The 22090-nt window shown below is 68.3% G+C and carries 23 protein-coding genes; 12 read left to right on the forward strand and 11 right to left on the reverse strand.

Annotation, left to right across the window (positions count from 1 at the left end):
• Window positions 1–197 precede the first annotated feature (197 nt).
• Window positions 198–1022 (reverse strand): AraC family transcriptional regulator, encoded by an 825-nt coding sequence (locus DCO49_RS09410; protein ID WP_116863821.1) that lies wholly within the window; start codon window positions 1020–1022, stop codon window positions 198–200.
• Window positions 1019–1723 carry a VIT family protein gene (locus DCO49_RS09415; RefSeq protein ID WP_116863822.1) on the reverse strand — a complete coding sequence of 235 codons (705 nt, stop codon included), beginning with the start codon at window positions 1721–1723 and terminating at the stop codon, window positions 1019–1021. The genes DCO49_RS09410 and DCO49_RS09415 overlap by 4 nt, the downstream gene beginning before the upstream one ends.
• Before the next feature lie 151 nt (window positions 1724–1874).
• Here DCO49_RS09415 and DCO49_RS09420 point away from each other — a divergent pair, with 151 nt between their 5' ends.
• Window positions 1875–3239 (forward strand): glutamate--cysteine ligase, encoded by a 1365-nt coding sequence (locus DCO49_RS09420; protein ID WP_116863823.1) that lies wholly within the window; start codon window positions 1875–1877, stop codon window positions 3237–3239.
• A 130-nt stretch (window positions 3240–3369) separates the two neighbouring features.
• Here the strand turns inward: DCO49_RS09420 and DCO49_RS09425 are convergent, their stop codons facing one another.
• The gene (locus DCO49_RS09425; RefSeq protein WP_116863824.1) at window positions 3370–4422 is read right to left on the reverse strand and encodes an NAD(P)-dependent alcohol dehydrogenase; all 1053 of its coding nucleotides are present in this window, start codon (window positions 4420–4422) and stop codon (window positions 3370–3372) included.
• 104 nt (window positions 4423–4526) lie between these two features.
• On the opposite strand from DCO49_RS09425, the gene DCO49_RS09430 reads away from it, so the two are divergent.
• On the forward strand, window positions 4527–5411 hold the full coding sequence (locus DCO49_RS09430; protein WP_116863825.1) for a LysR family transcriptional regulator: 885 nt from the start codon (window positions 4527–4529) through the stop codon (window positions 5409–5411).
• A 48-nt stretch (window positions 5412–5459) separates the two neighbouring features.
• On the opposite strand, the gene DCO49_RS09435 is transcribed toward DCO49_RS09430, so the two are convergent.
• Window positions 5460–5876, reverse strand: a complete 417-nt coding sequence (locus tag DCO49_RS09435; protein ID WP_116863826.1) for a VOC family protein — start codon at window positions 5874–5876, stop codon at window positions 5460–5462.
• Between the two features lie 52 nt (window positions 5877–5928).
• Between DCO49_RS09435 and DCO49_RS09440 the strand changes: the two genes are divergently transcribed.
• Complete coding sequence (locus tag DCO49_RS09440) at window positions 5929–6555, forward strand: SMI1/KNR4 family protein (RefSeq protein ID WP_243402703.1); 627 nt, start codon at window positions 5929–5931, stop codon at window positions 6553–6555.
• 52 nt (window positions 6556–6607) lie between these two features.
• Here the strand turns inward: DCO49_RS09440 and DCO49_RS09445 are convergent, their stop codons facing one another.
• Window positions 6608–7711 (reverse strand): alkene reductase, encoded by a 1104-nt coding sequence (locus tag DCO49_RS09445; RefSeq protein ID WP_116863852.1) that lies wholly within the window; start codon window positions 7709–7711, stop codon window positions 6608–6610.
• Window positions 7712–7839: 128 nt separating this feature from the next.
• Here DCO49_RS09445 and DCO49_RS09450 point away from each other — a divergent pair, with 128 nt between their 5' ends.
• The 4 genes from DCO49_RS09450 (at window position 7840) to fghA (ending at window position 11154) form a co-directional block, all read left to right on the forward strand.
• Window positions 7840–8748: a LysR family transcriptional regulator gene (locus DCO49_RS09450; protein WP_116863827.1), complete on the forward strand. Its 909-nt coding sequence runs from the start codon at window positions 7840–7842 to the stop codon at window positions 8746–8748.
• A gap of 82 nt (window positions 8749–8830) precedes the next feature.
• Window positions 8831–9106 (forward strand): metal/formaldehyde-sensitive transcriptional repressor, encoded by a 276-nt coding sequence (locus DCO49_RS09455; RefSeq protein WP_079223297.1) that lies wholly within the window; start codon window positions 8831–8833, stop codon window positions 9104–9106.
• A gap of 59 nt (window positions 9107–9165) precedes the next feature.
• On the forward strand, window positions 9166–10275 hold the full coding sequence (locus DCO49_RS09460; protein WP_116863828.1) for an S-(hydroxymethyl)glutathione dehydrogenase/class III alcohol dehydrogenase: 1110 nt from the start codon (window positions 9166–9168) through the stop codon (window positions 10273–10275).
• Window positions 10276–10323: 48 nt separating this feature from the next.
• Window positions 10324–11154, forward strand: a complete 831-nt coding sequence (gene fghA / locus DCO49_RS09465) for an S-formylglutathione hydrolase (protein ID WP_116863829.1) — start codon at window positions 10324–10326, stop codon at window positions 11152–11154.
• A gap of 99 nt (window positions 11155–11253) precedes the next feature.
• Here the strand turns inward: fghA and DCO49_RS09470 are convergent, their stop codons facing one another.
• Window positions 11254–12117, reverse strand: a complete 864-nt coding sequence (locus tag DCO49_RS09470; RefSeq protein WP_116863830.1) for a PA4780 family RIO1-like protein kinase — start codon at window positions 12115–12117, stop codon at window positions 11254–11256.
• Between the two features lie 200 nt (window positions 12118–12317).
• Here DCO49_RS09470 and DCO49_RS09475 point away from each other — a divergent pair, with 200 nt between their 5' ends.
• On the forward strand, window positions 12318–13763 hold the full coding sequence (locus DCO49_RS09475) for a GGDEF domain-containing protein (protein ID WP_116863831.1): 1446 nt from the start codon (window positions 12318–12320) through the stop codon (window positions 13761–13763).
• A 62-nt stretch (window positions 13764–13825) separates the two neighbouring features.
• Here the strand turns inward: DCO49_RS09475 and DCO49_RS09480 are convergent, their stop codons facing one another.
• Both DCO49_RS09480 and DCO49_RS09485 read right to left on the reverse strand, forming a co-directional pair.
• A complete protein-coding gene (locus DCO49_RS09480) occupies window positions 13826–14167 on the reverse strand; it encodes a hypothetical protein (protein WP_116863832.1) in 342 nt (113 codons plus the stop codon).
• A 69-nt stretch (window positions 14168–14236) separates the two neighbouring features.
• The gene (locus DCO49_RS09485; RefSeq protein WP_116863833.1) at window positions 14237–14677 is read right to left on the reverse strand and encodes a universal stress protein; all 441 of its coding nucleotides are present in this window, start codon (window positions 14675–14677) and stop codon (window positions 14237–14239) included.
• 141 nt (window positions 14678–14818) lie between these two features.
• Here DCO49_RS09485 and DCO49_RS09490 point away from each other — a divergent pair, with 141 nt between their 5' ends.
• The 4 genes from DCO49_RS09490 to DCO49_RS09505 all read left to right on the forward strand — a co-directional run bounded on the left by DCO49_RS09490 (window position 14819) and on the right by DCO49_RS09505 (window position 19938).
• Entirely contained in the window at window positions 14819–15724 is a 906-nt protein-coding gene (locus DCO49_RS09490; protein WP_116863834.1) for a LysR family transcriptional regulator, read from the forward strand.
• Between the two features lie 223 nt (window positions 15725–15947).
• Complete coding sequence (locus DCO49_RS09495) at window positions 15948–17462, forward strand: MFS transporter (protein WP_116863835.1); 1515 nt, start codon at window positions 15948–15950, stop codon at window positions 17460–17462.
• Between the two features lie 26 nt (window positions 17463–17488).
• On the forward strand, window positions 17489–18526 hold the full coding sequence (locus DCO49_RS09500; RefSeq protein WP_116863836.1) for an HlyD family secretion protein: 1038 nt from the start codon (window positions 17489–17491) through the stop codon (window positions 18524–18526).
• Entirely contained in the window at window positions 18523–19938 is a 1416-nt protein-coding gene (locus tag DCO49_RS09505) for an efflux transporter outer membrane subunit (RefSeq protein ID WP_116863837.1), read from the forward strand. Before DCO49_RS09500 ends, DCO49_RS09505 begins: the two co-directional genes overlap by 4 nt.
• Before the next feature lie 77 nt (window positions 19939–20015).
• On the opposite strand, the gene DCO49_RS09510 is transcribed toward DCO49_RS09505, so the two are convergent.
• The 3 genes from DCO49_RS09510 to DCO49_RS09520 form a co-directional block, all read right to left on the reverse strand.
• Window positions 20016–20354 (reverse strand): hypothetical protein, encoded by a 339-nt coding sequence (locus tag DCO49_RS09510; protein WP_116863838.1) that lies wholly within the window; start codon window positions 20352–20354, stop codon window positions 20016–20018.
• A 69-nt stretch (window positions 20355–20423) separates the two neighbouring features.
• On the reverse strand, window positions 20424–21365 hold the full coding sequence (locus DCO49_RS09515) for a DegV family protein (protein WP_116863839.1): 942 nt from the start codon (window positions 21363–21365) through the stop codon (window positions 20424–20426).
• Between the two features lie 92 nt (window positions 21366–21457).
• Entirely contained in the window at window positions 21458–22090 is a 633-nt protein-coding gene (locus DCO49_RS09520) for a DsbA family protein (RefSeq protein ID WP_116863840.1), read from the reverse strand.

A 22090-nucleotide genomic window follows, 5' to 3' on the forward strand; every position in this document is an offset into this window, starting at 1 on the left:
TGAACCTGTCGAAGGCGGGGCACTGTGGGGTTGCGGGGTGTGAGCCGCATGGATGCGGCGACCAAGGCTACATGGACGTACTTGCGCCGTCCCCGCAAATCCACAGTGCCCCGCCACCCCACGGAATGCAGGCTTTTGACGTTGACGTTGACGTTGAGCAGGTGCAGGGCTGCAAGCCCTGCCAGACAACCCCACCCTTAGATGTCTGTCGGAGCCAGCCCGTACTGCTCGGCGAAGCGCTTGCTGAAACTCGCCGCCGAGCGATACCCCGCGCGGGCGGCCACGGTCTTCAGCGGTAGATCGGTCGTGTACAGCAGCGTCATGCCGTGCGCCAGTCGCGCCTCGGTCAACAGCTGGCGAAGGCTGGTGCGTTCGGCGGCGAGGCGCCGGCGCAGGGTCGCGCCGCTCAGCGCGAACTGGTCTTCCACATCGCGCGACTGCCAGTCACGCGCCGGTTCGGCCGCGATGCGGTCGCGGATCTGCTCACCCAGGCTTGGGGCCTGCGGCAACAGCAGATTGCCGTGGCCCTGCCGGCACCAGGCCAGCACCAGTTCGGCCAGGGCCAGCCGTGCTTCACTGTAATGCCCGTCCTGCAGTGCCTGGCGCCAGCGCCGCAGTACCGTGCCGTGGTCGATCAGCCGCGGCTGCGCGATCGCATCGCCGGGCGCAGGCAGTGCTTCGCTCCACAGCGTGCGCGCTGCGCTCAGTACTTCCGCGCACAGCGGCACGATGGCGCCGAGGTAGCGGCCGGTGCCCGCGTCGGGGGTGTTGACCACATCGATCCGGCAGCGCTGGGTAAACAGCAGCATGTCACCTGCGTGTGCGGTCAGCGACTGGTGCGCGGTGCGTACCTGCTTGCTGCCTTCCAGCAGGATCACGAACTGCGGCTGCGGTATCTCCACCGAACTGGCGCCGTGTTCGCGACGCGCGGTGATGCAGGCGTAGCCTTCGGCACGGTCGCAGCCGGCCAGGCTGGCCATCTCGGCCAGCAGGGCAATGTCAGGGGGCAGCATCGTGGTCATGACAGGTGGGCTCCCAGCAGCTTGCCGATGCCCGCGGCGGCGGCCATCGCCAGTGCGCCCCAGAACATCACCCGCACCGCGCCGCGCAGCGGCGGCGCGCCACCGGCACGCGCGGCCACCGCGCCGGTCAGGCACAGGCCGATCAGGGTGCTGGCGGTGGTGGCCACCGTGACCTGCGCCGTGCTGGAGAACAGGGCGGTCAGCACCGGCAGTGCGGCGCCGCAGGTAAACGCGCCGGCCGAGGCCAGCGCGGCCTGCAGCGGGCGTGCGCGAAGGGTGTCGGTGATGCCGAGTTCGTCGCGTGCGTGTGCGCCCAGCGCATCGTGTGCGGTCAGCTGCTCGGCCACCTGCCGGGCCAGTGCCGGCTGCAGGCCGCGATGGCGGTAGATCGCCGTCAGCTCGTCCAGCTCGCTGTGCGGGTCTTCGTGCAGCTCGCGCATTTCCACGGCCAGGTCGGCCGCTTCGGTGTCGGCCTGGGTCTGCACTGAAACGTACTCTCCGGCGGCCATCGACATCGCGCCGGCCACGGTGCCGGCCACGCCGGTGGCCAGGATCGTGCTGGCCGAGGCACCGCTGGCGGCCACGCCGACCACCAGGCCGGCGACCGAGACGATGCCGTCGTTGGCCCCCAGCACGGCGGCGCGCAGCCAGCCGACGCGGTCGGCGCGGTGCAGTTCCGGGTGTCGTGAATGGCGGTTCATGGCCTGAGTGTACGGGGGTCAAGAGGTCGTCGGTAGGATGCTGAAACCCGTCACCGTCGCATGCTGCGAAGGGCCGCCACGCTATAGTGCGCCCTTGCGATGGAAGGCCCCCAGCCCTACATCCCCTGCCACTGTCCAGCGAGTCCTCCCCTTGTCGAGCCCCAGCCACGTCGCCGATACGCCCATTACCGACCGCTCGGAGCTGGTCGAGGTGCTTGCCTCCGGCGAAAAGCCCCGTGCGCAGTGGCGCATCGGTACCGAACACGAGAAGTTCGGGTTCCGCCTGGACGATCTTCGCCCGCCGACCTTCGAAGGCGAGCGCGGCATCGAAGCCCTGCTCAACGGCCTGACCCGCTTCGGCTGGGAGCCGGTGCAGGAAAACGGCAACACCATCGCCCTGCTGCGTGACAACGCTTCGGTGACGCTGGAGCCGGCCGGCCAGTTGGAACTGTCCGGCGCGGCGCTGGAAACCATCCACCAGACCTGCGTGGAAACCGGCACCCACTTGAACGAAGTGGCACAGGTGGCCGGCGAACTGCAGCTCGGCTTCCTCGGCATGGGCTTCCAGCCGAAGTGGACGCGCGATGAAATGCCGTGGATGCCCAAGGGCCGCTACAGGATCATGCGTTCGTACATGCCCAAGGTCGGTTCGCTGGGCCTGGACATGATGACCCGCACCTCCACCGTGCAGGTCAACCTGGATTACGCCACCGAAGCGGACATGGTGAAGAAGTTCCGCGTGTCGCTGGCGCTGCAGCCGATCGCCACCGCGCTGTTCGCCGATTCGCCGTTCACCGAAGGCAAGCCGAATGGCTACCTGAGCTACCGCTCGCATATCTGGACCGACACCGACGCCGATCGTACCGGCATGCTCGACTTCGTGTTCGAGGATGGCTTCGGTTACGAGCGTTATGTCGATTACCTGCTTGACGTGCCGATGTACTTCTCCTACCGCGATGGCATCTACCACGACGCCAGCGGGCAGAGCTTCCGCGATTTCATGCAGGGCAGGCTGCCGGTGCTGCCGGGTGCGCTGCCGACGCTGCGTGACTGGTCGGACCACATGACCACCGCCTTCCCGGAAGTGCGGCTGAAGAAGTACCTGGAAATGCGCGGTGCCGACGGTGGTCCGTGGAGCCGCCTGTGTGCACTGCCGGCGTTCTGGGTGGGCCTGCTGTACGACGACACCGCGCTGGATGCGGCCTGGGACCTGGTGCGTGATTTCAGCCTGGCCGAGCGCCACGCGTTGCGCGACGGCGTGCCGAAGTACGCCATGGGCCTGCCGTTCCGCAACGGCACCGTGCGCGACCTGGCCCGCGAAGCCGTGAAGATTTCCGTGGAAGGCCTCAAGCGCCGCGGTGCGCGCAATGCCGATGGCCAGGACGAAAGCAAGTTCCTGGACGTGCTGCAGGAGATCGTCGAATCGGGCCTGACCCCGGCCGAGCGCAAGCTGGCGCTGTTCCATGGCCGCTGGCACGGCGACGTCGAACCGGTGTTCCGCGAGTTCGCGTACTGAAAATGTGCCCTCCGGGCATGGCCCGGCGCTACCCCTCACGGATCCGGTAGCGCCAGGCCATGCCCGGCGGGTGTTGTACGCAAAAAAACCCCGGCAAGGCCGGGGTTTTTTCATTCCATCAGCGCAGCGATCAGGCCTTGATGGTGGCCATGTCGATCACGAAGCGGTAGCGCACATCGTTCTTCGCCATGCGCTCCCAGGCCTGGTTCACGTCCTTGATGTTGATCACTTCAACTTCGCTGACGATGCCGTGCTCGGCGCAGAAGTCCATCATTTCCTGGGTTTCGGCCATGCCGCCGATGGCCGAGCCGGTGACGTGCTTGCGGCCGAAGATGACCGTGCCACCCATCAGCGGCGGGTCCAGTTCGGTGATGACGCCGACCAGGCACATGGTGGCATCGCGCTTGAGCAGGCTCATGTACGGGTTGGTGTCATGGCTGACCGGCACCGTGTTGAGCAGGAAGTCGAAGCTGTTGGCGTGGGCCTTCATCTGCTCCGCGTCGCGCGAGACCAGCACTTCGTCGGCGCCCAGGCGCTTGGCGTCGGCACCCTTTTCCGGGGTGGTGGTGATCATCACCACGGTGGCGCCCATCGCCTTGGCGAACTTCACGCCCATGTGGCCGAGGCCACCCAGGCCGATCACGCCGACCTTCTGGCCCGGGCCGACCTTCCAGTGGCGCAGCGGCGAGTAGGTGGTGATGCCGGCGCACAGCAGCGGCGCGGCGGCCTTCAGGTCCAGCTTTTCAGAGACCTTCACCACGAAGCGCTGCTCGACCACGATGTGGTCGGAGTAACCGCCCATGGTCAGCTCGCCTGTGTTGCGGTCGTGGCTGTTGTAGGTGTACGTCGGGCCCTTTTCGCAGTACTGCTCCAGGTCGTGGTCGCAGGCATCGCAGTGGCGGCAGGAATCGACCATGCAGCCGACGCCGGCGAAGTCGCCGACCTTCAGGGTGGTGACGGACGGGCCGACTTCGACCACGCGGCCGATGATCTCGTGGCCCGGCACCATCGGGTATTCGGCGCCGCCCCAATCGTCGCGGGCCTGGTGCAGGTCGGAATGGCAGATGCCGCTGTACAGCACTTCGATGCGGATGTCGTTGGCGCCGACGGCGCGACGTTCGAAGGTGAAGGGCTCGAGCGGGGCGGTGTTGGTACGTACCGCATAACCATGGGCGAGGGACATGGGGAATCCTTGGCGGGGTTTGTCGAAAGGCGCTTTACAATACGCCCCTCGTACCGGCCCACAAAGCCTGGAAATCGGCATGATTCATCAAGGCAGACTGCACAATGGCCTCTGACAATCTCTCCCACCTGGCCGCCTTCGCCGCCGTGGCCCGCCACCGCAGTTTCCGCAAGGCCGGCGGCGAGCTGACCCTGTCGACCTCGGCGGTGAGCTATGCGATCCGCGCGCTGGAAGAGCGGCTGGGCGTGGGCCTGTTCCACCGCACCACCCGCAGCGTGGCCCTGACCGAGGCCGGGCAGCGCCTGCTGGACCGGCTGCAGCCGGCGCTGGGCCAGGTGCACGACGCGCTGGAAGAGATGAACCAGTTCAGGGACAGCCCGACCGGCCTGCTGCGCATCAACGCGGCGCGCGCGGCGGTGCCGACCCAGCTCGGTCCGCGGCTGACCCGCTTCCTGCGCGCGCATCCGGATGTGCGGCTGGAACTGACCGAGAACGATGGGCTGGTCGACATCGTTGCCGACGGCTTCGATGCCGGCGTGCGCCTGCACGAGTTCGTGCCCGAGGACATGGTGGCGGTGCCGCTGGGACCGGCCCTGCACGGCATGATCGTGGCCTCGCCGGCGTACCTGCGCCAGCACCCTGCACCGCAGCACCCGCGCGACCTGCTGCAGCACGAATGCATCCGCTTCCGTTTCGCCAGCGGGCACCTGTACAAGTGGCAGTTCGACCGCGATGGGCAGTCGCTGGAAATCGACGTGCGCGGGCGGCTGACGCTGAGCGAGCAGACCACCATCATGCGCGCGGTGCTCGATGGTTTTGGCCTGGCCTACGTGCTGGAAGATGCCGCGCGCCCGCATGTCGAGGCCGGGACGATGGTGGCGGTGCTGCAGGACTGGAGCGAGCCGTTTCCCGGCTTCGTGCTGTATTACCCGAAGCAACGGCAGATGTCGTCGGCGCTGCGCGCGTTCGTGGATATGCTGCGGGAGTAAGGCGGGTTGCAGTGCCGACCAACGGTCGGCACCCACCCGTGTGGCCAATCACTCCACCAGCGCGTCATACCCCAGGCCGACGAACTGGATCAGGCAGAACCCATGCCCGAATGGATCGGCCAGCACTGCCAGCCGTCCCCAGCGACGTTCGCTCACCGGCAGTTCGATCACCGCGCCGGCGGCCACTGCGCGTGACAGCGCGACGTTGATGTCTTCCACCACCCAGTCCAGGTGCAGCGGCGTCCGGTGCCGCTCGTAATCGCGCACGTCGCCTTCGTCGGTGGCCACGCTGCCCGCATCACTCTGCAGCAGGTACAGCGCGGTCGGGCCGCCCAGCAGTTCAAGCGCGCCGGTCCCCAGCCGGCGGCCGACGTACAGGCCGAAGGCTGCGACGTAGAACGCTTCGGCAGCGGCCAGATCGGGCACATCGATGTTGACGATGAAGGTGGGGGCGGGGGAGTCCATGGCACGGGTCTGCGGCGGCCGGTTGCGTGCAGTCTAGACGTGCCGCAGCGGGATGCCGGTTCATCTCGCCGCCGAGGGTCGCGCGGATTGGGGCGCGTTGGGTAACCCGTGGTTCCGCGAGGTGTTTCCCACCCTGCTGGCACAGCCGCCGCTGCTGCTGCACGCCAACGAGTTCGAGCCGATCGAACGGGGCGAACTGCGCGAAGCCTGGGAAGACCTGACCGCCGAGGACCACTACAACCCGCTGCGCGAGGACCTGCAGCTGCTGCCGTTCGCGCGCAGTGGTGCTGGCGATACCTACTGCTTCTGGACCAACGCGCCGGGGTTCGCCGAAGCGCCGGTGCTGCTGGTCTGGCACGACGACGACCGTGCCGACGTGCTGGCCGCCAACCTGCAGGACTTCCTGTTCCGCAAGATGGTGGAAGCGGTGACGGAACTGGAAGCGGAGTACACGACGCTGGTCGAAGGTGATCTGGCCGCCAACCTGCAGGCCTGGCTGGGCAGCCATCGCGGCTGGTTGCGCGACGACCAGGCGACGGCGCTGGAGGACTTGTTCGCGCGCACCGATGACGTCGCCGCAGGGCGGATCACCGACGAGGAAGCGCAGGCGCTGGTGAAGCAGGTGATCGGCTTCCCGCGGCTGGACGAGTCGTTCGCCTACGTGCGCGAGGGCGCTTGAAGGCAGGGATCGGATCCCTTTCCGTTGGAAAGGGCTCCGACCCCATGATCGATCAGCTCGCCGTCGGGTAATCCAGATAACCCTCGCGGCCACCACCGTAGTAGGTGTCGCGATCCGGCGCGGCCAGTGCGATGTCCTGCTGCAGGCGCTCGACCAGATCCGGGTTGGCGATGAACGGCTGGCCGAAGGCGGCGATGTCGATCGTGCCTTCGTCGACCAGGCGCAGGGCGTACTCACGGGTCATGCCGCCGGCCAGCAGCACGGTGCCTCCGTACGCCTGCTTGAAGGCCTTCAGGAAGTCTTCGCCGATGGCGCGCTCGCCGCGCAGGTAGTTGTCATTCAGATGCACGTAGGCCAGCCCGCGCTTGCCCAGTTCTTCGGCCAGGTACAGGTAGCTGGCTTCGTTCTCGGCATAGGCCGGCATGTCGAAGACCTGGCTGTTCGGTGCCAGGCGCACGCCGACGCGGTGCGCGCCGATGCTCGCGGCCAGTGCATCCACGGTGTCCAGGATCAGTCGTGCGCGGTTGCGCAGCGAGCCGCCGTAGAGGTCCTGCCGATCGTTGGTGAGCGGGTTGAGGAACTGCTCGAACAGGTAGCCGTTGGCGGCGTGCAGTTCGATGCCATCGAAGCCGGCGGCGATGGCATTTTCCGCGCCACGCACGAAGTCGCTGACGATGGCCGGTACCTCGTCGGTGCGCAGGGCGCGCGGCGGGGTCGGATCGACGCGGCCGCGGCTGCCGTCATCCAGGTACACGAAGGCGAAGTTGCGCGGGTCGCTGCCAACCGCACGCGTACCGGCGCTGACCGGCTGGCCGCCGTCGGGCTGCAGCGAGCTGTGCGACATGCGGCCGACGTGCCACAGCTGGGCGAAGATCGTGCCCTGCGCGGCGTGTACCGCGTCGGTCACCAGCTTCCAGCCCGCCACCTGTTCGGCTGACCAGATGCCCGGCACGTCGATGTAGCCCTGGCCCTGCGGCGAGACCGGCGTACCTTCGCTGATGATCAGGCCGGCGCTGGCGCGCTGCCGGTAGTACTGCGCGGTCAGCTCGTTGGCCACGGCGCCGGGGTTGCGGGCACGGGTCATCGGCGCCATGGCAATGCGGTTGTGCAGCGGGGTTCCCGCCAGGTCGAAGGGGCGGAACAGCAGGTCGGTCATCTCGGTCATCTCGGTGTGGGGGAGGGCGCCCGCGGCGCCATGCACACAGGATGGAGTTGACATAGAGGCACATAAAGAGCTTCGATTTCCCATTTGGCGGGACATGGTGTCCCCAATGGAAGCTGCAGATGCTGCCCGTGGAATCCCTGAACGGCCTGGTGACCTTCGTCACCACGGCCCGTGCCAGCACCTTCACCGAAGCGGCCGAGGCGCTGGGCATCTCGCGCTCGGCGGTGGGCAAGGCCATCGCGCGGCTGGAGGCGCGGCTGGGCGTGCGCCTGTTCCACCGCACCACCCGGCGCATCTCGCTGACCACCGACGGCGAGGCCTATTACGCCTCGTGCGCGGCCGCGTTGGATGAAATCTCCGCCGCCGAGGCCTGCCTGGGCTCGGCCGCGCACCTGCCCAGCGGGCGCCTGCGCATCGACATGCCTTCGTCGTTCGGCCGCCTGGTGGTGATGCCGGTGCTGCTCAAGCTCTGCCAGCAGTACCCGGACCTGCAGCTGACGGTGACCTTCACCGACCACTTCGTCGACCCGATCGAGGAAGGCATAGACCTGCTGATCCGCTTCGGTGGCCTGCAGCAGGCAGAGCACCTGGTGGCGCGCCGGCTGGGCAGCCAGCGCCTGGTCACCTGCGCCGCGCCGTCCTACCTGCAGGCGCACGGCGTGCCGCGCAGCGTGGACGAGCTGCGTCAGCACCGCAGCATCGTCGGCTACCGCCACGGCCAGCCGATGGCGTGGCGGATCGGCCCGGACGGCGAGGGCGGCACCTTCATTCCGCAGGCCACCCACCAGCTCAACGATGGCGATGCGGTGATCGACGGCGCCATCGCAGGGCTTGGCATCTGCCAGATGCCGGTCTCGCTGGTCCGTCGGCACCTGCAGTCGGGTGCCCTGCAATCGGTGCTGGACGAGTGCATGCAGCGGCATATCGAGATTCACGCACTGTGGCCGCCGACCCGCCACCTGCGGCCGAAAGTGCGCTTCGTGGTGGATGAACTGACCCGGCTGGCCGCGGCGGGTGCGTTCGACTGAATGCCCTGGAACGCCCCGCGGATTGAGCACCGGCGCCGCACGTGTATACTATCCCCCAGTATAGTTCCGCAGGTGGCCCGCCATGCCGCATTCCCCCGAAGAAAAGAAAAAGGTCCTGGCCCGCGTGCGCCGCATCCGCGGCCAGTGCGATGCGCTGGACCGCGCGCTGGAGGCAGGCGCCGACTGCGGGCCGGTGCTGCAGCAGATCGCGGCCATCCGTGGCGCGGTCAACGGGCTGATGTCCGAGGTGATGGAAGCCCACCTGCGCGAGGAATTCGGCCAGCCGGCCACCTCCGATGAACAACGCGCCGAACGCGTGCGCGAGATGAGCGGTTTGATCCGCTCGTACCTGAAATAAACAACGGCGCAACATAGCGCCGCCCATCCTGTTACTGCCTGTCTTTTGGAGAGTCCGCCATGAAATCCCGTGCCGCCGTCGCCTTTGGTCCCGGCCAGCCGCTGCAGATCGTCGAGATCGACGTCGCCCCGCCGAAGGCCGGCGAAGTACTGGTCAAGATCACCCACACCGGTGTCTGCCACACCGATGCGTTCACCCTGTCCGGCGATGATCCGGAAGGCCTGTTCCCGGTGGTGCTGGGTCATGAAGGCGCCGGCATCGTGGTGGAAGTGGGCGAGGGCGTGACCAGCGTCAAGCCGGGCGACCACGTGATTCCGCTGTACACCGCCGAGTGCGGCGAGTGCCTGTTCTGCAAGAGCGGCAAGACCAACCTGTGCGTATCGGTGCGTGCCACCCAGGGCAAGGGCGTGATGCCCGACGGCACCAGCCGCTTCAGCTACAACGGCGAGCCGATCTACCACTACATGGGCTGCTCGACCTTCAGCGAGTACACCGTGGTGGCCGACGTCTCGCTGGCCAGGATCAATCCGGAAGCGAACCCGGAACACGTCTGCCTGCTCGGCTGCGGCGTCACCACGGGCATCGGCGCGGTGCACAACACCGCCAAGGTGCAGGAAGGCGACAGCGTGGCCGTATTCGGCCTGGGCGGCATCGGCCTGGCGGTCATCCAGGGTGCGCGCCAGGCCAAGGCCGGCCGCATCATCGCGGTGGACACCAACCCGTCCAAGTTCGAGCTGGCCCGCGAATTCGGCGCCACCGACTGCATCAACCCGAAGGACTTCGACAAGCCGATCCAGCAGGTCATCGTTGAAATGACCACCTGGGGCGTGGACCACAGCTTCGAGTGCATCGGCAACACCAGCGTGATGCGTGCGGCGCTGGAATGCGCACACCGTGGCTGGGGCCAGAGCGTGGTGATCGGCGTGGCCGGTGCCGGCCAGGAAATCTCCACCCGTCCGTTCCAGCTGGTCACTGGCCGCAAGTGGATGGGCACCGCGTTCGGCGGCGTGAAGGGCCGCAGCCAGCTGCCGGGCATGGTGGAAGACGCGATGAAGGGCAATATCGAACTGGCCCCGTTCGTCACCCACACCATGGACCTGGACAAGATCAACGAAGCCTTCGACCTGATGCATGAAGGCAAGTCGATCCGCTCGGTCGTCCACTTCTGAATCACGCCAGGCGGCAGGCCGCGTGCCTGCCGCCGCTGGGAGCACTCCATGGAACGCATCGAACACCGCGCCTGTTTCGGCGGCTGGCAGGACGTCTATCGCCATCACTCGACCACGCTCGGCTGCGACATGCAGCTCGCCGTGTACCTGCCGCCGCAGGCGGCCACGCAGACGCTGCCGGTGCTGTACTGGCTGAGCGGCCTGACCTGCACCGAGCAGAACGTCATCACCAAGGCCGGCGCGCAGCGCTACGCCGCTGAACATGGCGTCATCCTGGTGGCGCCGGACACCAGCCCGCGCGGCGATGACGTGGCCGATGCCGAAGGCTACGACCTGGGCAAGGGCGCAGGCTTCTATCTCAACGCCACCGAACAGCCGTGGGCGGAGCACTACCGCATGCATGACTACGTGGTGCACGAACTGCCGGCGCTGATCGAAGCGAACTTCCCGGCCAGCGATGCGCGGGCGATCAGTGGCCATTCGATGGGTGGGCACGGCGCGCTGGTGCTGGCGCTGCGCAACCCGGGCCACTACCGCAGCGTGTCGGCGTTCTCGCCGATCGTGGCGCCGAGCCAGGTGCCGTGGGGCCAGAAGGCGTTCACTGCCTATCTGGGGGACAACCCGGCCGAGTGGGCGCAGTGGGATGCCACCGCGCTGGTGGCCGATGCCAGCGAGCGCCTGCCGCTGCTGGTCGACCAGGGCGATGCGGATGAGTTCCTGCAGAACCAGCTGCAGCCCGAACGCCTGCAGCAGACCTGCGAGGCCGCCGGCCACCCGCTGACCCTGCGCCTGCAGCCGGGCTATGACCACAGCTATTACTTCATCGCCAGCTTCATCGGCGAGCACATCGCCCACCACGCCCGCGCGCTGCACGCCTGAGTTGTAGAGCCGAGCCTATGCTCGGCTGGAGACCAGAGCAGCCGAGCGTGGGCCCGGCTCTACGGAAGCGGGCGGCCAGCCGCCACGCATGGCATGGCGCTACCGGTCGTCGTCTTCTTCCGCCGCTTCACGGCCCTGCTGGCGGATCAAGGCTTCCTCGCGCGCATCGTTGATGGCGTGGCGCACGCTGTCCAGGTCGATGGTGGATTCATCGTGCACGAAGGTGCCGGTCAGCTCGCTGTCCGGCAGCAGGTTGCCCGCCTCGAACAGCGCCCACATTTCCTCGCCATACCAGGTGTCCAGCAGTTCGGGGGCGAAACGGCCCAGGTACGCGGTGAGGTTGTTGACGTCCCGCAGCAGCATGCTGCGCGCGGCGTTGTTGCCGCCTGCGCTGACCACCTGCGGGAAATCGATCACCACCGGGCCATCGGGACCGACCAGCACGTTGTACGGCGAGAGATCGCCATGGATCAGGCCGCAGCACAGCATGCGCACCACCTGGCGGACCAGGGTCTGGTGGAACTGGCGGGCCTGCTCCGGTTCCAGCTCCACCTCGCCCAGGCGGGCGGCGGAGAACCCGTCGGCATCGGTGACCAGCTCCATCACAAGCACGCCGTGGTAATACCCGTACGGCTCGGGCACGCGCACGCCGGCATCGCGCAGCAGGTACAGCGCGTCCACCTCGGTGTTCTTCCAGGCCGCTTCCTGCTGCTTGCGGCCGTACTTGCTGGCCTTGCCCACCGCACGCGCCTCGCGGCTGCCGCGCACCTTGCGCCCTTCCTGGTACTGCACGCGCTGCTGGAAGCTGCGCTGGGCCATGTCCTTGTAGACCTTGGCGCAGCGCACCTCGTCGCCGCTGCGTACCACGTACACGGCCGCTTCCTTGCCGCTCTTGAGCGGGCGTAGTACTTCATCGATCACGCCGTCGTCGATCAGCGCGCGCAGGGCTTCGGGGGTTTTCACGGGATCTCGGGGGCGGCCGGCGCGTAGGCGCTCGCTGGGATGGGGGTGGATTTTCGCATTTACGGGTCGCGGCTGCCCAGCGGCCTCCCGGTGGGCCCACGAGCGTCGCGGATCCGCTTTTTCCAAAGCGGATCACGCCGCAGTGGCCGCGCGCTGCGCTATGGTGCGCGCATACGGCCTTACGGATGGGGGGGTAGTGCATGCCGGTCGTGCTGGCGCTGCTGTACGTGCTGTGGCACGGGTTGGTCGTGGCGTTCTGGCCTGGGACGGCCGGTGGCGGGTCATTCGCCTTCCTGACCGCGGCACCGTTGCTGGCTGCCGCCGCCTGCCTGTGGCGGGCCCAGCGCGACCGTGCGGCGCTGGGCTGGCGTGCCACCGCGCTGGCCCTGCTGCTGTGGGCCGGTGGCATGGGCTTCAACATGGTCGATGCGCTCAGCGCCGGCCGCTCCAACATCACCCCCAGCGCCAGCCTGCTGCTGTATGTCCTGTACGGCGTGCCGCTGGTCTTCATCCTGGCCCGGGCACGCCGCGAGCGCTGGACCATCAGCCTCCTCGACGGGCTGATGGCCGCCCTGCTGGGCGTGCTGTTCTTCGTGCACACCCAGGCCTTCGCCGACCGCATCGACATCGACAGCGGGGCGCTGGCCAACATGCAGCACATGTTCGACATCCAGAACCTGTGCATCGCTGCCTTTGCGGTGGTGCGCTGGCTGGCCGGCGACGTGCCCGAGCGTCGTGCGTTCTTCCGTGCGCTGGCGCTGTATGCGCTGGGCTACCTGGTGGTGGCGTACTACATCAACCACTACACCGCCGAGCAGTCCTTCGGTGCCTACAACGACCTGCTGATCGACGTGCCGTTCCTGCTGCTGGCGGTGCTGGCCCTGCGCCAGTCCCCGGTGCCGGGGCACGTGCTGCACCCGCGCCTGTCGCGGCTGGTGCAGGCCGGTGGGCCGATGATCCTGCCGTTGCTGCTGCTGGTGGTCGGCACCCTGGTGGTGGACCACGCGCGGCCGCTGGCGGTGGCCGGGTTCGTGGTGGCCACGCTGGGCTTCGGCCTGCGCAGCACCCTGCTGCAGATCGATCTGCTGGAAGGCCAGGCCACCCTCGACCAGCTGGCGCGGCAGGACGGCCTGACCGGCGTGGCCAACCGGCGGCAGTTCGACACCGTGCTGCAGGCCGAGTGGAACCGCGCCCGCCGCAGCGGCACCGAGCTGGCGCTGCTGCTGGTGGACATCGACCACTTCAAGGCATTCAACGACCAGCACGGCCACCCGGCCGGCGACCGCTGCCTGCGTGCGGTGGCGGCGGTGCTGCAGGCCACAGCCGGGCGCGCGGCCGACAGCGTGGCGCGCTATGGCGGCGAGGAATTCGCGGTGATCGTGCCGGGCAGTCCGCTGTCGGGCGTGCTGGCGCTGGCCGAGCGGCTACGCATGGCGGTGGAAGCGCTGAGCCTGCCCGAAGGCCCGGTCAGCATCAGCATTGGTGTGGCCTACCTGCACCCGCCGGCCACGGCCAGCGCCGACCAGCTGCTGGCCGATGCCGATGCCGGCCTGTACGCCGCCAAGCGCGCCGGCCGCAACCAGGTGACCCTGCACGCACGGGTGCTGGACGACGAGAGCGGCGAGGAAGGCGTGATCGACTGCTGAGGCGTTGCCGGCCTGGCGATCAGCACAGGCCCGGCAACGAAGCCGGGTCTGTGCGTGGCATGTCAGTTGGCAGTGACGTCGACAATCTTGACGTCGTTTGCATCCTGCGCCAGCGCGATGATCTCCGCGGCGGTCATGCCGCTCACATCGTCCTTGATCGGCACGATGGACGGATCCGGTCTGCCGACGAGATCGTAAGCGCTATTCACGCCGCGCATGTTGAGCTTGAGCATCGCGACGGCCAGCTCCGCCTGCTTGGCAGCAGGCAGGGCATCGATCATGGCCGCGAAGCTGCTGCTGGCCGCTTCATCACTGCTCGCGTCGATGCGCGGCACTTCCTTGGCGATGGCGCTGCCGGCACACATTGCCAGGAGCAGGCCGGTACAGATCAAGGTCTTGCGCATGACAGATCCTTGTCTCGGTTGATGGGACAACAATAGCGGCCCGGCACCGTGCGGGCAACGTGCGCGATGTCAGCCGCCGCGCGTTTCCACCAGCACCGGGCACGGCGCGTGGTCCAGCGTCCACTGCGCCACCGAGCTGTCGAGCAGCCGCTGCAGCCGCGACAGGTGGCGATGGCCGATCACGATCAGGTCGGCCCCCAGCGTGCGCGCCTGGGTGCTGATCACCTCGGCGGGATCGCCTGCCGGCAGCAGCGGGCGGGCATCCACCCCACGCTCGCGCAGCTGTGCGATGGCGTCCTGCAGCAGGCCTTCAGCCTTCGCCCGCTGGCGTTCGGCGGCGGGGTATTCGCGGCGGTCGGCGTCGCTGGCATCGGCGGGCAGGGCAAACTCCGGGTCGATCACGCAGAGCAGGTGGATGCGGCTGCGCGGGCCGGCAACGTGGGTGACTAGGTCCAGCAGGGCGTCGTGCTGGGGGTCGCCATCGAGGGCGACCAGCAGGGTGGTGAACATGGGGAGGCTCCTTGGCAGGCGGTGATGGTCGCCCATGCCGCGCCGTGCACCCATGCCGTGCGGCGCAGGCAATACCTGCACGGGATGCAATCGACTTTGGCCAAGGGTGTCGTAGAGTCATTCCATCTGCTGGAGACTGCCATGCCCTTGCCTGACCTGAACCTGCTGCTCGCCCTGGATGTCCTGCTGGACGAAGGCAGCGTCGCCGGCGCGGCACGGCGCATGAACCTCAGTGCCCCGGCCATGAGCCGCACCCTCGGACGGATCCGCGACGCGCTGGGCGACCCGGTGCTGGTACGCGCCGGCCGCGGCCTGGCGCCGACCCCGCGCGCGCTGGAGCTGCGCGAACAGGTGCGCGACGTGATCGAGCAGGCGTACCGGGTGTTCCACGACGGCCGCGAAGTGGACATCCAGACCCTGGAACACACCTTCAGCATCCGCGCCAACGATGTGTTCATCGGCAGCTACGGCGGCCGCCTGCGCGAGGTGTTCCGCCAGCAGGCGCCGCGCTGCACGCTGCGCTTCATGCCTGAAGGCGATACAGACGATGATGCGATGGTGCAGGGCCGGATCGACCTGTTCATCAGCACGGCCGGCAAGCATGCGCCGGAGACCAAGGTGCAGAATCTGTTCACCACGGCGCTGCTGGGTGCGGCGCGCGAGGATCATCCGCTGTTTGATGGGGACATCACCGCCGAGCGCTTCGCTGCCTGCGACCACATCGCCGTTTCGCGGCGCGGCATCGCCCATGGCCCGATCGATGATGAGCTGGCGCAGCTTGGCCTGCGCCGACGGGTGGCGATGGTGATCCCCACCTTCCATGGCGCGATCTTCGCGGCGGCATCGTCGGATCTGGTGCTGCCGCAGATGCCGAGCGTCATGCTTGATCGCATCACCTATATGGGGCTGCCGCTGCGCATGTTCCCGCTGCCGGTACCGGTGCGGACGGTGGCCCTGGTGCAGGCCTGGCACCCGCGCATGGACAACGATCCGGCACACCGCTGGCTGCGCCGCGCGATCAAGTCGATGTGCGACGCCGACTTGTAGAGCCGAGCCAACGCTCGGCTGCATCGAAGGGCGTGCCGACCAACGGTCGGCACCCACATGAAATCAGCCCTGGCACCTGAACCCGTGCGTCTGGCGCACGGCTGGCATCGCACCCACGCCATTTTTCGCAGCAGTGGGCCTGCCTAGACTGCGCTCCCCACCGTCACCGAGCGCACGCCATGTCGCTTCACCTGCCGTGCGCTGCACGGATCGGCCGCTGCCGATGAGCGCGGTCGCCTTGCCCCGGGCCCCAGCCGCGCCCTCTGCCCCCGCCTTTGACCGCCGCATCGTGGTGGGCCTGTGCGGCGTGCTGCTGGTGGTGCTGGTGTCGGGCTTCAACGAGAACATCACCAAGGTCGCGCTGGCCGACATCCGCGGCGCGATGGGCTTCAGCGTCGATGACGGCAGCTGGATCATCAGCGTGTACAGCGCGATGTCGGTCAGTGCGATGGCATTCGCGCCGTGGTGCGCGGTGACGTTCTCGCTGCGCCGCTTCGCCCTGGTGATGATTGCCGCCTTCATGCTGCTGGGCGTGCTGTGCCCGCTGGCACCGGACCTGCCCACCTTCCTGCTGCTGCGCGCGCTGCAGGGCCTGGCCGGTGGCGCGCTGCCGCCGTTGCTGATGAGCGTGGCGCTGCGCTTCCTGCCACCGGGCATCAAGCTGTACGGCCTGGCCGGCTATGCACTGACCGCCACCTTCGGGCCAAGCATGGGCACGCCGCTGGCCGCGCTGTGGGTCGAGCACGCGGGCTGGCAGTTCGCGTTCTGGCAGATCGTACCGTTTTGCGTGGCTGGCATGGCGATGGTCGGCTGGGGCCTGCCGCAGGACCCACTGCGGCTGGAGCGCTTCGCCCAGTTCAACGGCGTGGGCCTGGCCCTGGGGCTGCCCGCGCTGGTCATGCTGGTGCTGGGCCTGACCCAGGGCGCGCGCCTGAACTGGTTCGATTCGCCGCTGATCACCGTGCTGCTGGGCGGCGGCAGCGGCCTTCTGGTGCTGTTCTTCATCAACGAATGGTTCCACCCGCTGCCGTTCTTCAAGCTGCAGCTGCTGGCCCACCGCAACCTCAGCTACTCGCTGGTGACCTGCGTGGGCGTGCTGTTCGTCCTGCTGGCCGTCATTTCCATTCCCTCCGGCTACCTGGCCAGCGTGCAGGGCTACCGCCCGCTGCAGACCGCGCCGATGCTGCTGTGGGTGGCGCTGCCGCAGGTCATTGCGCTGCCGCTGGTGGCCACCCTGATGAACCAGCGTGCGGTGGATTGCCGCTGGGTGCAGGCGGCAGGACTGTTGCTGCTGGCCGTGGCCTGCTTCCTCGGCGCGCACCTGGACGTGCAGTGGAACCGCGACAACTTCCTGTGGGTGCAGCTGCTGCAGGTGGTGGCACAGCCGATGGCGGTGCTGCCGTTGCTGCTGCTGGCGACCACCGGCCTGGCACCGCAGGACGGTCCGTTCGCCTCGGCCTGGTTCAACACCGTCAAGGGTTTCTCCGCGGTGTTCGCCGGCGGCGTGCTCGATGCGGTCGGGCAGTCGCGGCACCACCTGCATTCCACCGCACTGGTGGACCACCTGGGCAACCAGCCGTGGTTGCCGGCCAGTGCCGATCTGCCCGCGCGGCTGCACGCCCAGGTACAGGCGCTGACCTCGGCCGACCTGTACTGGCTGGTGGCGTTGGTGGCCCTGGGCTGCCTGCCGCTGCTGCCGTGGGCGACCCGCGTCCATCCGCCACGTGCCGTGGCCTGACTCCCACTTTTCAAGGACTCCCCCGCATGAGCCTCAACAAGACAACCCTCAATACCGGCCTTGCGCTGGGCGTGCTGGCGTTGGCCATCGGCGGCTGGCTGCTGCTGCGCGACGGCCGCTACCAGCGCACCGACAACGCCTACGTCAATGCTGATTTCACCGTGGTCGCACCGAAGGTGGCTGGCTTTGTCAGCAGCGTCGAGGTGCAGGACAACCAGAAAGTAAAAGCGGGTGATGTGCTGGCCCGCATCGACGACCGCGACTACCAGGTGGCGCTGCAGGCGGCGCGCGCCGACCTGGCCAATGCGCGCGCGCAGCTGGCCAATGCGCAGGCCGCGCTGGCACAGCAGGGCTCGCTGATCGAACAGGCCCGCGCCAGCGTCGATGTCAGCCGCTCCGAACTGACCTTGGCCAGCGCCGACCAGCAGCGCTACCGCGAACTCGCCCGCGATGGCGCCGGCACGGTGCAGAACGCGCAGCAGGCGCAGTCGAAGCAGGCCGTGGCCAGCGCGCACGTGCAGCAGGGCCAAGCCGCACTGAGCACCGCACGCCAGCGCACCGGTATCCTCGCTGCCGGCGTGCAGTCGGCGCAGGCCGCCGTGCAGCGCGCCGAAGCGGCGCAGGCGCGGGCGGAACTGGATCTTTCGCACACCGAACTGCGTGCACCCATCGACGGGGTGGTCGGCCGCCGCGCGGTACGCGTCGGTGCCTACCTGACGCCGGGCACGGCGGTGGCGGCCGTGGTGCCGCTGCAGCGCGCCTTCGTGGTCGCCAATTTCCAGGAAACGCAGATGACCCGCATGCACGCCGGCCAGCCGGTGGAGCTGACGGTGGACGTGTTCCCCGGCACGCGCCTGCACGGCCACATCGACAGCATCGCCCCGGCCACCGGCGTGACCTTCGCCGCCGTCGCGCCGGAGAACGCTACCGGCAACTTCACCAAGGTGGTGCAGCGCATTCCGGTGAAGATCGTGCTGGAACCGGGCCAGCCGCTGCTGGACCAGCTGCGCGCCGGCATGTCGGTGGAAGCGCGCGTGGACCTGCAGGGCGGGGAGGGCGCATGAGCACGCGTCGCGCAATGAAGACGCTTGCCAGTGCGGCGCTGTGCCTGGCCGTGGCGGCGTGCACGATGGGGCCGGACTACGTGCGGCCGCAGGCCCAGCTGCCGGCACAATGGCAGGGTGACGCCGTGGCCACTGCGACCCTCGACGACGATGCGGCGTGGTGGGCGGGCTTCGATGATCCCCTGCTGGGGCAGCTTGCGCAGCAGGTGCTGCAGTCCAACCTGGACCTGCAACTGGCGGCCAACCGCGTGCAGCAGAGCCGCGCGGCGCGTGGCATCAGCGCGGCGGACCGGCTGCCCTCGGTGGCGGCCAGCGTCAGTGGCGTGCGTGCGCGTAACAGCGAGGTGGGCCTGAGCGATCCGTCCGGCAATGCGGGCCGGGAGGACTACGGCCTGTTCCAGGCTGGCATCGGCCTGAGCTGGGAACTGGACCTGTGGGGGCGCGTGCGCCGCCAGGTGGAAGCCGCCGATGCGCGCGTGCAGATGGCCGAGGAGGATGCGCATGCCGTGCGCATCGCGCTGCTGGCCGAAACCGCGCGTTCCTACCTGCAGCTGCGCGCGACCTCGCAGCTGCTGGCGATCACCGAGGACAACCTGGGCATCGCCGCCGACATCCAGCGGCTGACCGAAGCGCGGCAGCGCCAAGGCGTGGCCAGCACGCTGCAGGTATCGAGTGCGGCGGCACAGGTGGCCGCACTGCAGGCACGCATCGCGCCGCTGCGGCACCGGCAATCGCAGCTGCGCAATGCGCTGGCGTTCCTGCTGGCCAGGCCGCCGCAGGCGCTGGATGCGCAGCTGCAGGACGTGCGTGCCGATTGGCCGGTGCTGCCGCCGGTGGCGGTGGGGCTGCCCAGCGAACTGGCCGAACGCCGACCGGACATCCGCCGCGCCGAAGCGGCGTTGCACGCGGCCACCGCGAACATCGGCGTGGCCAAGGCCAGCTTCCTGCCGCGCATCACATTGAATGGCGATGCGGGATTCCAGGCAAAGCAGCTGGATGACCTGGACGGCTGGAATGCACACCGTTTCAGCATCGGGCCGTCGATCAGCCTGCCGATCTTCCAGGGCGGGCGCCTGAAGGCCAACCTGGCGCTGAGCCGGCTGCAACAGCAGCAGTCCGCGCTGCAGTTCCAGCGCACGGTGCTGCAGGCCTGGCATGAAGTGGATGATGCCATCGACGGTTACGCGGCCGAGCAGCAGCGCAGCACGCAGCTGCAGGCGGCCGTTGCGCAGAGCGAAACCGCCCTCGGCGCGGCGCGGCGGCAATACCAGGCCGGCGTGGTGGACATGCTGGATGTGCTGAGTACCCAGCGCATCGCGCTGGACAACCAGGCCGCGCTGGCCAACAGCCAGGCCACGGCCGCCATCGCCCGGGTGGAGCTGTACCGCGCGCTGGGCGGTGGCTGGCAATGACATGAAAACGCCGGGCATGGCCCGGTGCTACCCATGGTGGCGGTAGCGCCGGGCCATGCCCGGCGGGTGCGGGGGCCTCAACGCACGTCGCGCAGTTCCCAGTGGTGGCCGGCCAGCAGGCGCAGGCGCTGCTTGAACACATCACTGTCGATGCGGGTGGTGGCCACCAGGTTGATGCGCAGGTCCTTCTGCTCGCCGGTCACGGTGGCGTCCGGGTCGGTCACGCCCCACTGCGGTTCCACTGCGTCCGGGTCGGGCTGCTTGGCCTTCCAGCGCTCGAACAGGGTGCCGCTGCGCAGGGCGTCCTGCAGCTCCTCGGCGAAACCGCCGGCGCTCTGCGAATGGAAGGACAGGTCAGAGTCGTTGCCGCGGGCCTTGGACGGGTCGGGCAGGCTGATGTGGTACTGCGCAGGCATGGTTCGTCTCCTTGAGGTGTGGCAAGGCTGGCACAGCCGCAGTGCAATGCTTGTGTACGCCAGAACGGCTTACTCGAAGCGATGCGGCCCATCGGCAAAGCCGATCGTCACCGCGCCCTTGCCGACGTTGACCATGCCGGTCAGGCTCATCACCGACTCGTACACCGCCACGCCGTGGCTGGCGCACAGGTTCTTCATCGCGGCATAGCCGGGCAGGGCACGCAGTTCCTCAAGCTCGCCGCCGTAGCTGACGCAGACGGTGGGGGTCATCAGGCCGTTGCGCACGCGCTGGCCGACCACGCCGAACAGCTTCTGCACGGCGTTGTCGAATCCCTTGATCTTGGCCACCGGCCCGGTCTCGCCCTTGTAGCCGTGCAGCACCGGCTTGATGTCCAGCGCGCTGCCCAGCGCGGCGCTGAGCAGGCCGACGCTGCGGTCGCCCTTGTGGCGGGCGCGGGCGCGCATGTAGTACAGGTCGCGGGTGACCATGTAGCCGTGCACGTTGCCGAACAGTTCCTCCAGCCGCTCGCGGATCTGCTGCACGCTGGCACCGCTGTCGCGCAGCCGCACCGCCTCCACCGCGGTCACCGCCTGGGCGGCGAACAGGTTCTGGGTATCCAGCACGCGCAGCGCGAACGGCGAGTTGTAGCCCGCCGCCTGGCGCACCGGCTTGTAGTCGTTGAGGATGGCGAAGCTGGCCTGCAGCGCGTTGTCGTGGATCGGACTGCGCGTCTTGGTGATGGTCATGCAGAACACGTGGTCGTAATCGATCACCAGCTGCTGCAGGAACAGATCGCGGATCTGGTTGACGCTGAAGGGGATGGTCTCGGCTTCGGCACCATGCTCGGCCACGTGGGCGTGCAGGAAGCTGAGCGTCGCCTGCTCGTCGCGGTGGTCGGCCAGCACCGCTTCGCCGATCCGCACGGTGATCGGCAGCACCACGATGTTGTGCGCGGCAATGAAATCCTGCGGCAGGTCGCAGGCCGAATCGACAACGATTCCGATGCGCATCCGGCTCCCCCTCCAGGGCGGTTGTAGGTTCGGAATGTGAAAGCTATCTCAATTTTATCCGGGGCACGCGAGGGAATCACGCCACTGCCTGTTCAGCGATTGCGCTGCACCGCTACTGGAAGCGTTACCACGGCCTGCCAGTCCGGACGGTGCAGCAGGCCGGGGTCGGCCAGCACGGCGGCCATCATCGAGTGCGCATCGTTGCCCCAGAACAGTTCGCCGTCGATGGACAGGGTCGGCACGCCGAACAGGCCAGCGTCGATCGCGGCCTCGGTATTGCGGCGCAGCTGTTCCTTCACCGCCGGCTCGGCACAGGCCGCCTGTACGTCGTTGATGCCCAGCCGGGCCGCCGGTATGCGCAGCGTTTCGGCGCTGTCACCGGTATTGCCTTCGCGCCAGATCCAGTCGAACAGCACATCCACCGCCTGCGTGCTGGCACCGGCGGCCAGGCACAGGCGCAGCGCGGCCAGTGGGTTGAACGGATGGGCGGGCGGGAAGCGCAGCAGCGTGCCTTCGGCCTGCGCCGTCCACAGCAGCTGCCGGTAGATGAAACGACGCTTGGCCGGAATCTCGGCCGGGCCGAGGTTGCCCAGGTGGTGCAGCACCGCGCCGAAAGCGATTGGTACCGGCTGGATGGCCGCGAACTGCGGCAGCTGCTTGACCTTCTGCCAGTGCAGGTAGGCGTAGGGCGAGACGAAATCGAAGTACCAGCGCAGGGTCGGCAT

Source organism: Stenotrophomonas sp. SPM (assembly GCF_003105135.1).
Classification (GTDB): domain Bacteria; phylum Pseudomonadota; class Gammaproteobacteria; order Xanthomonadales; family Xanthomonadaceae; genus Stenotrophomonas.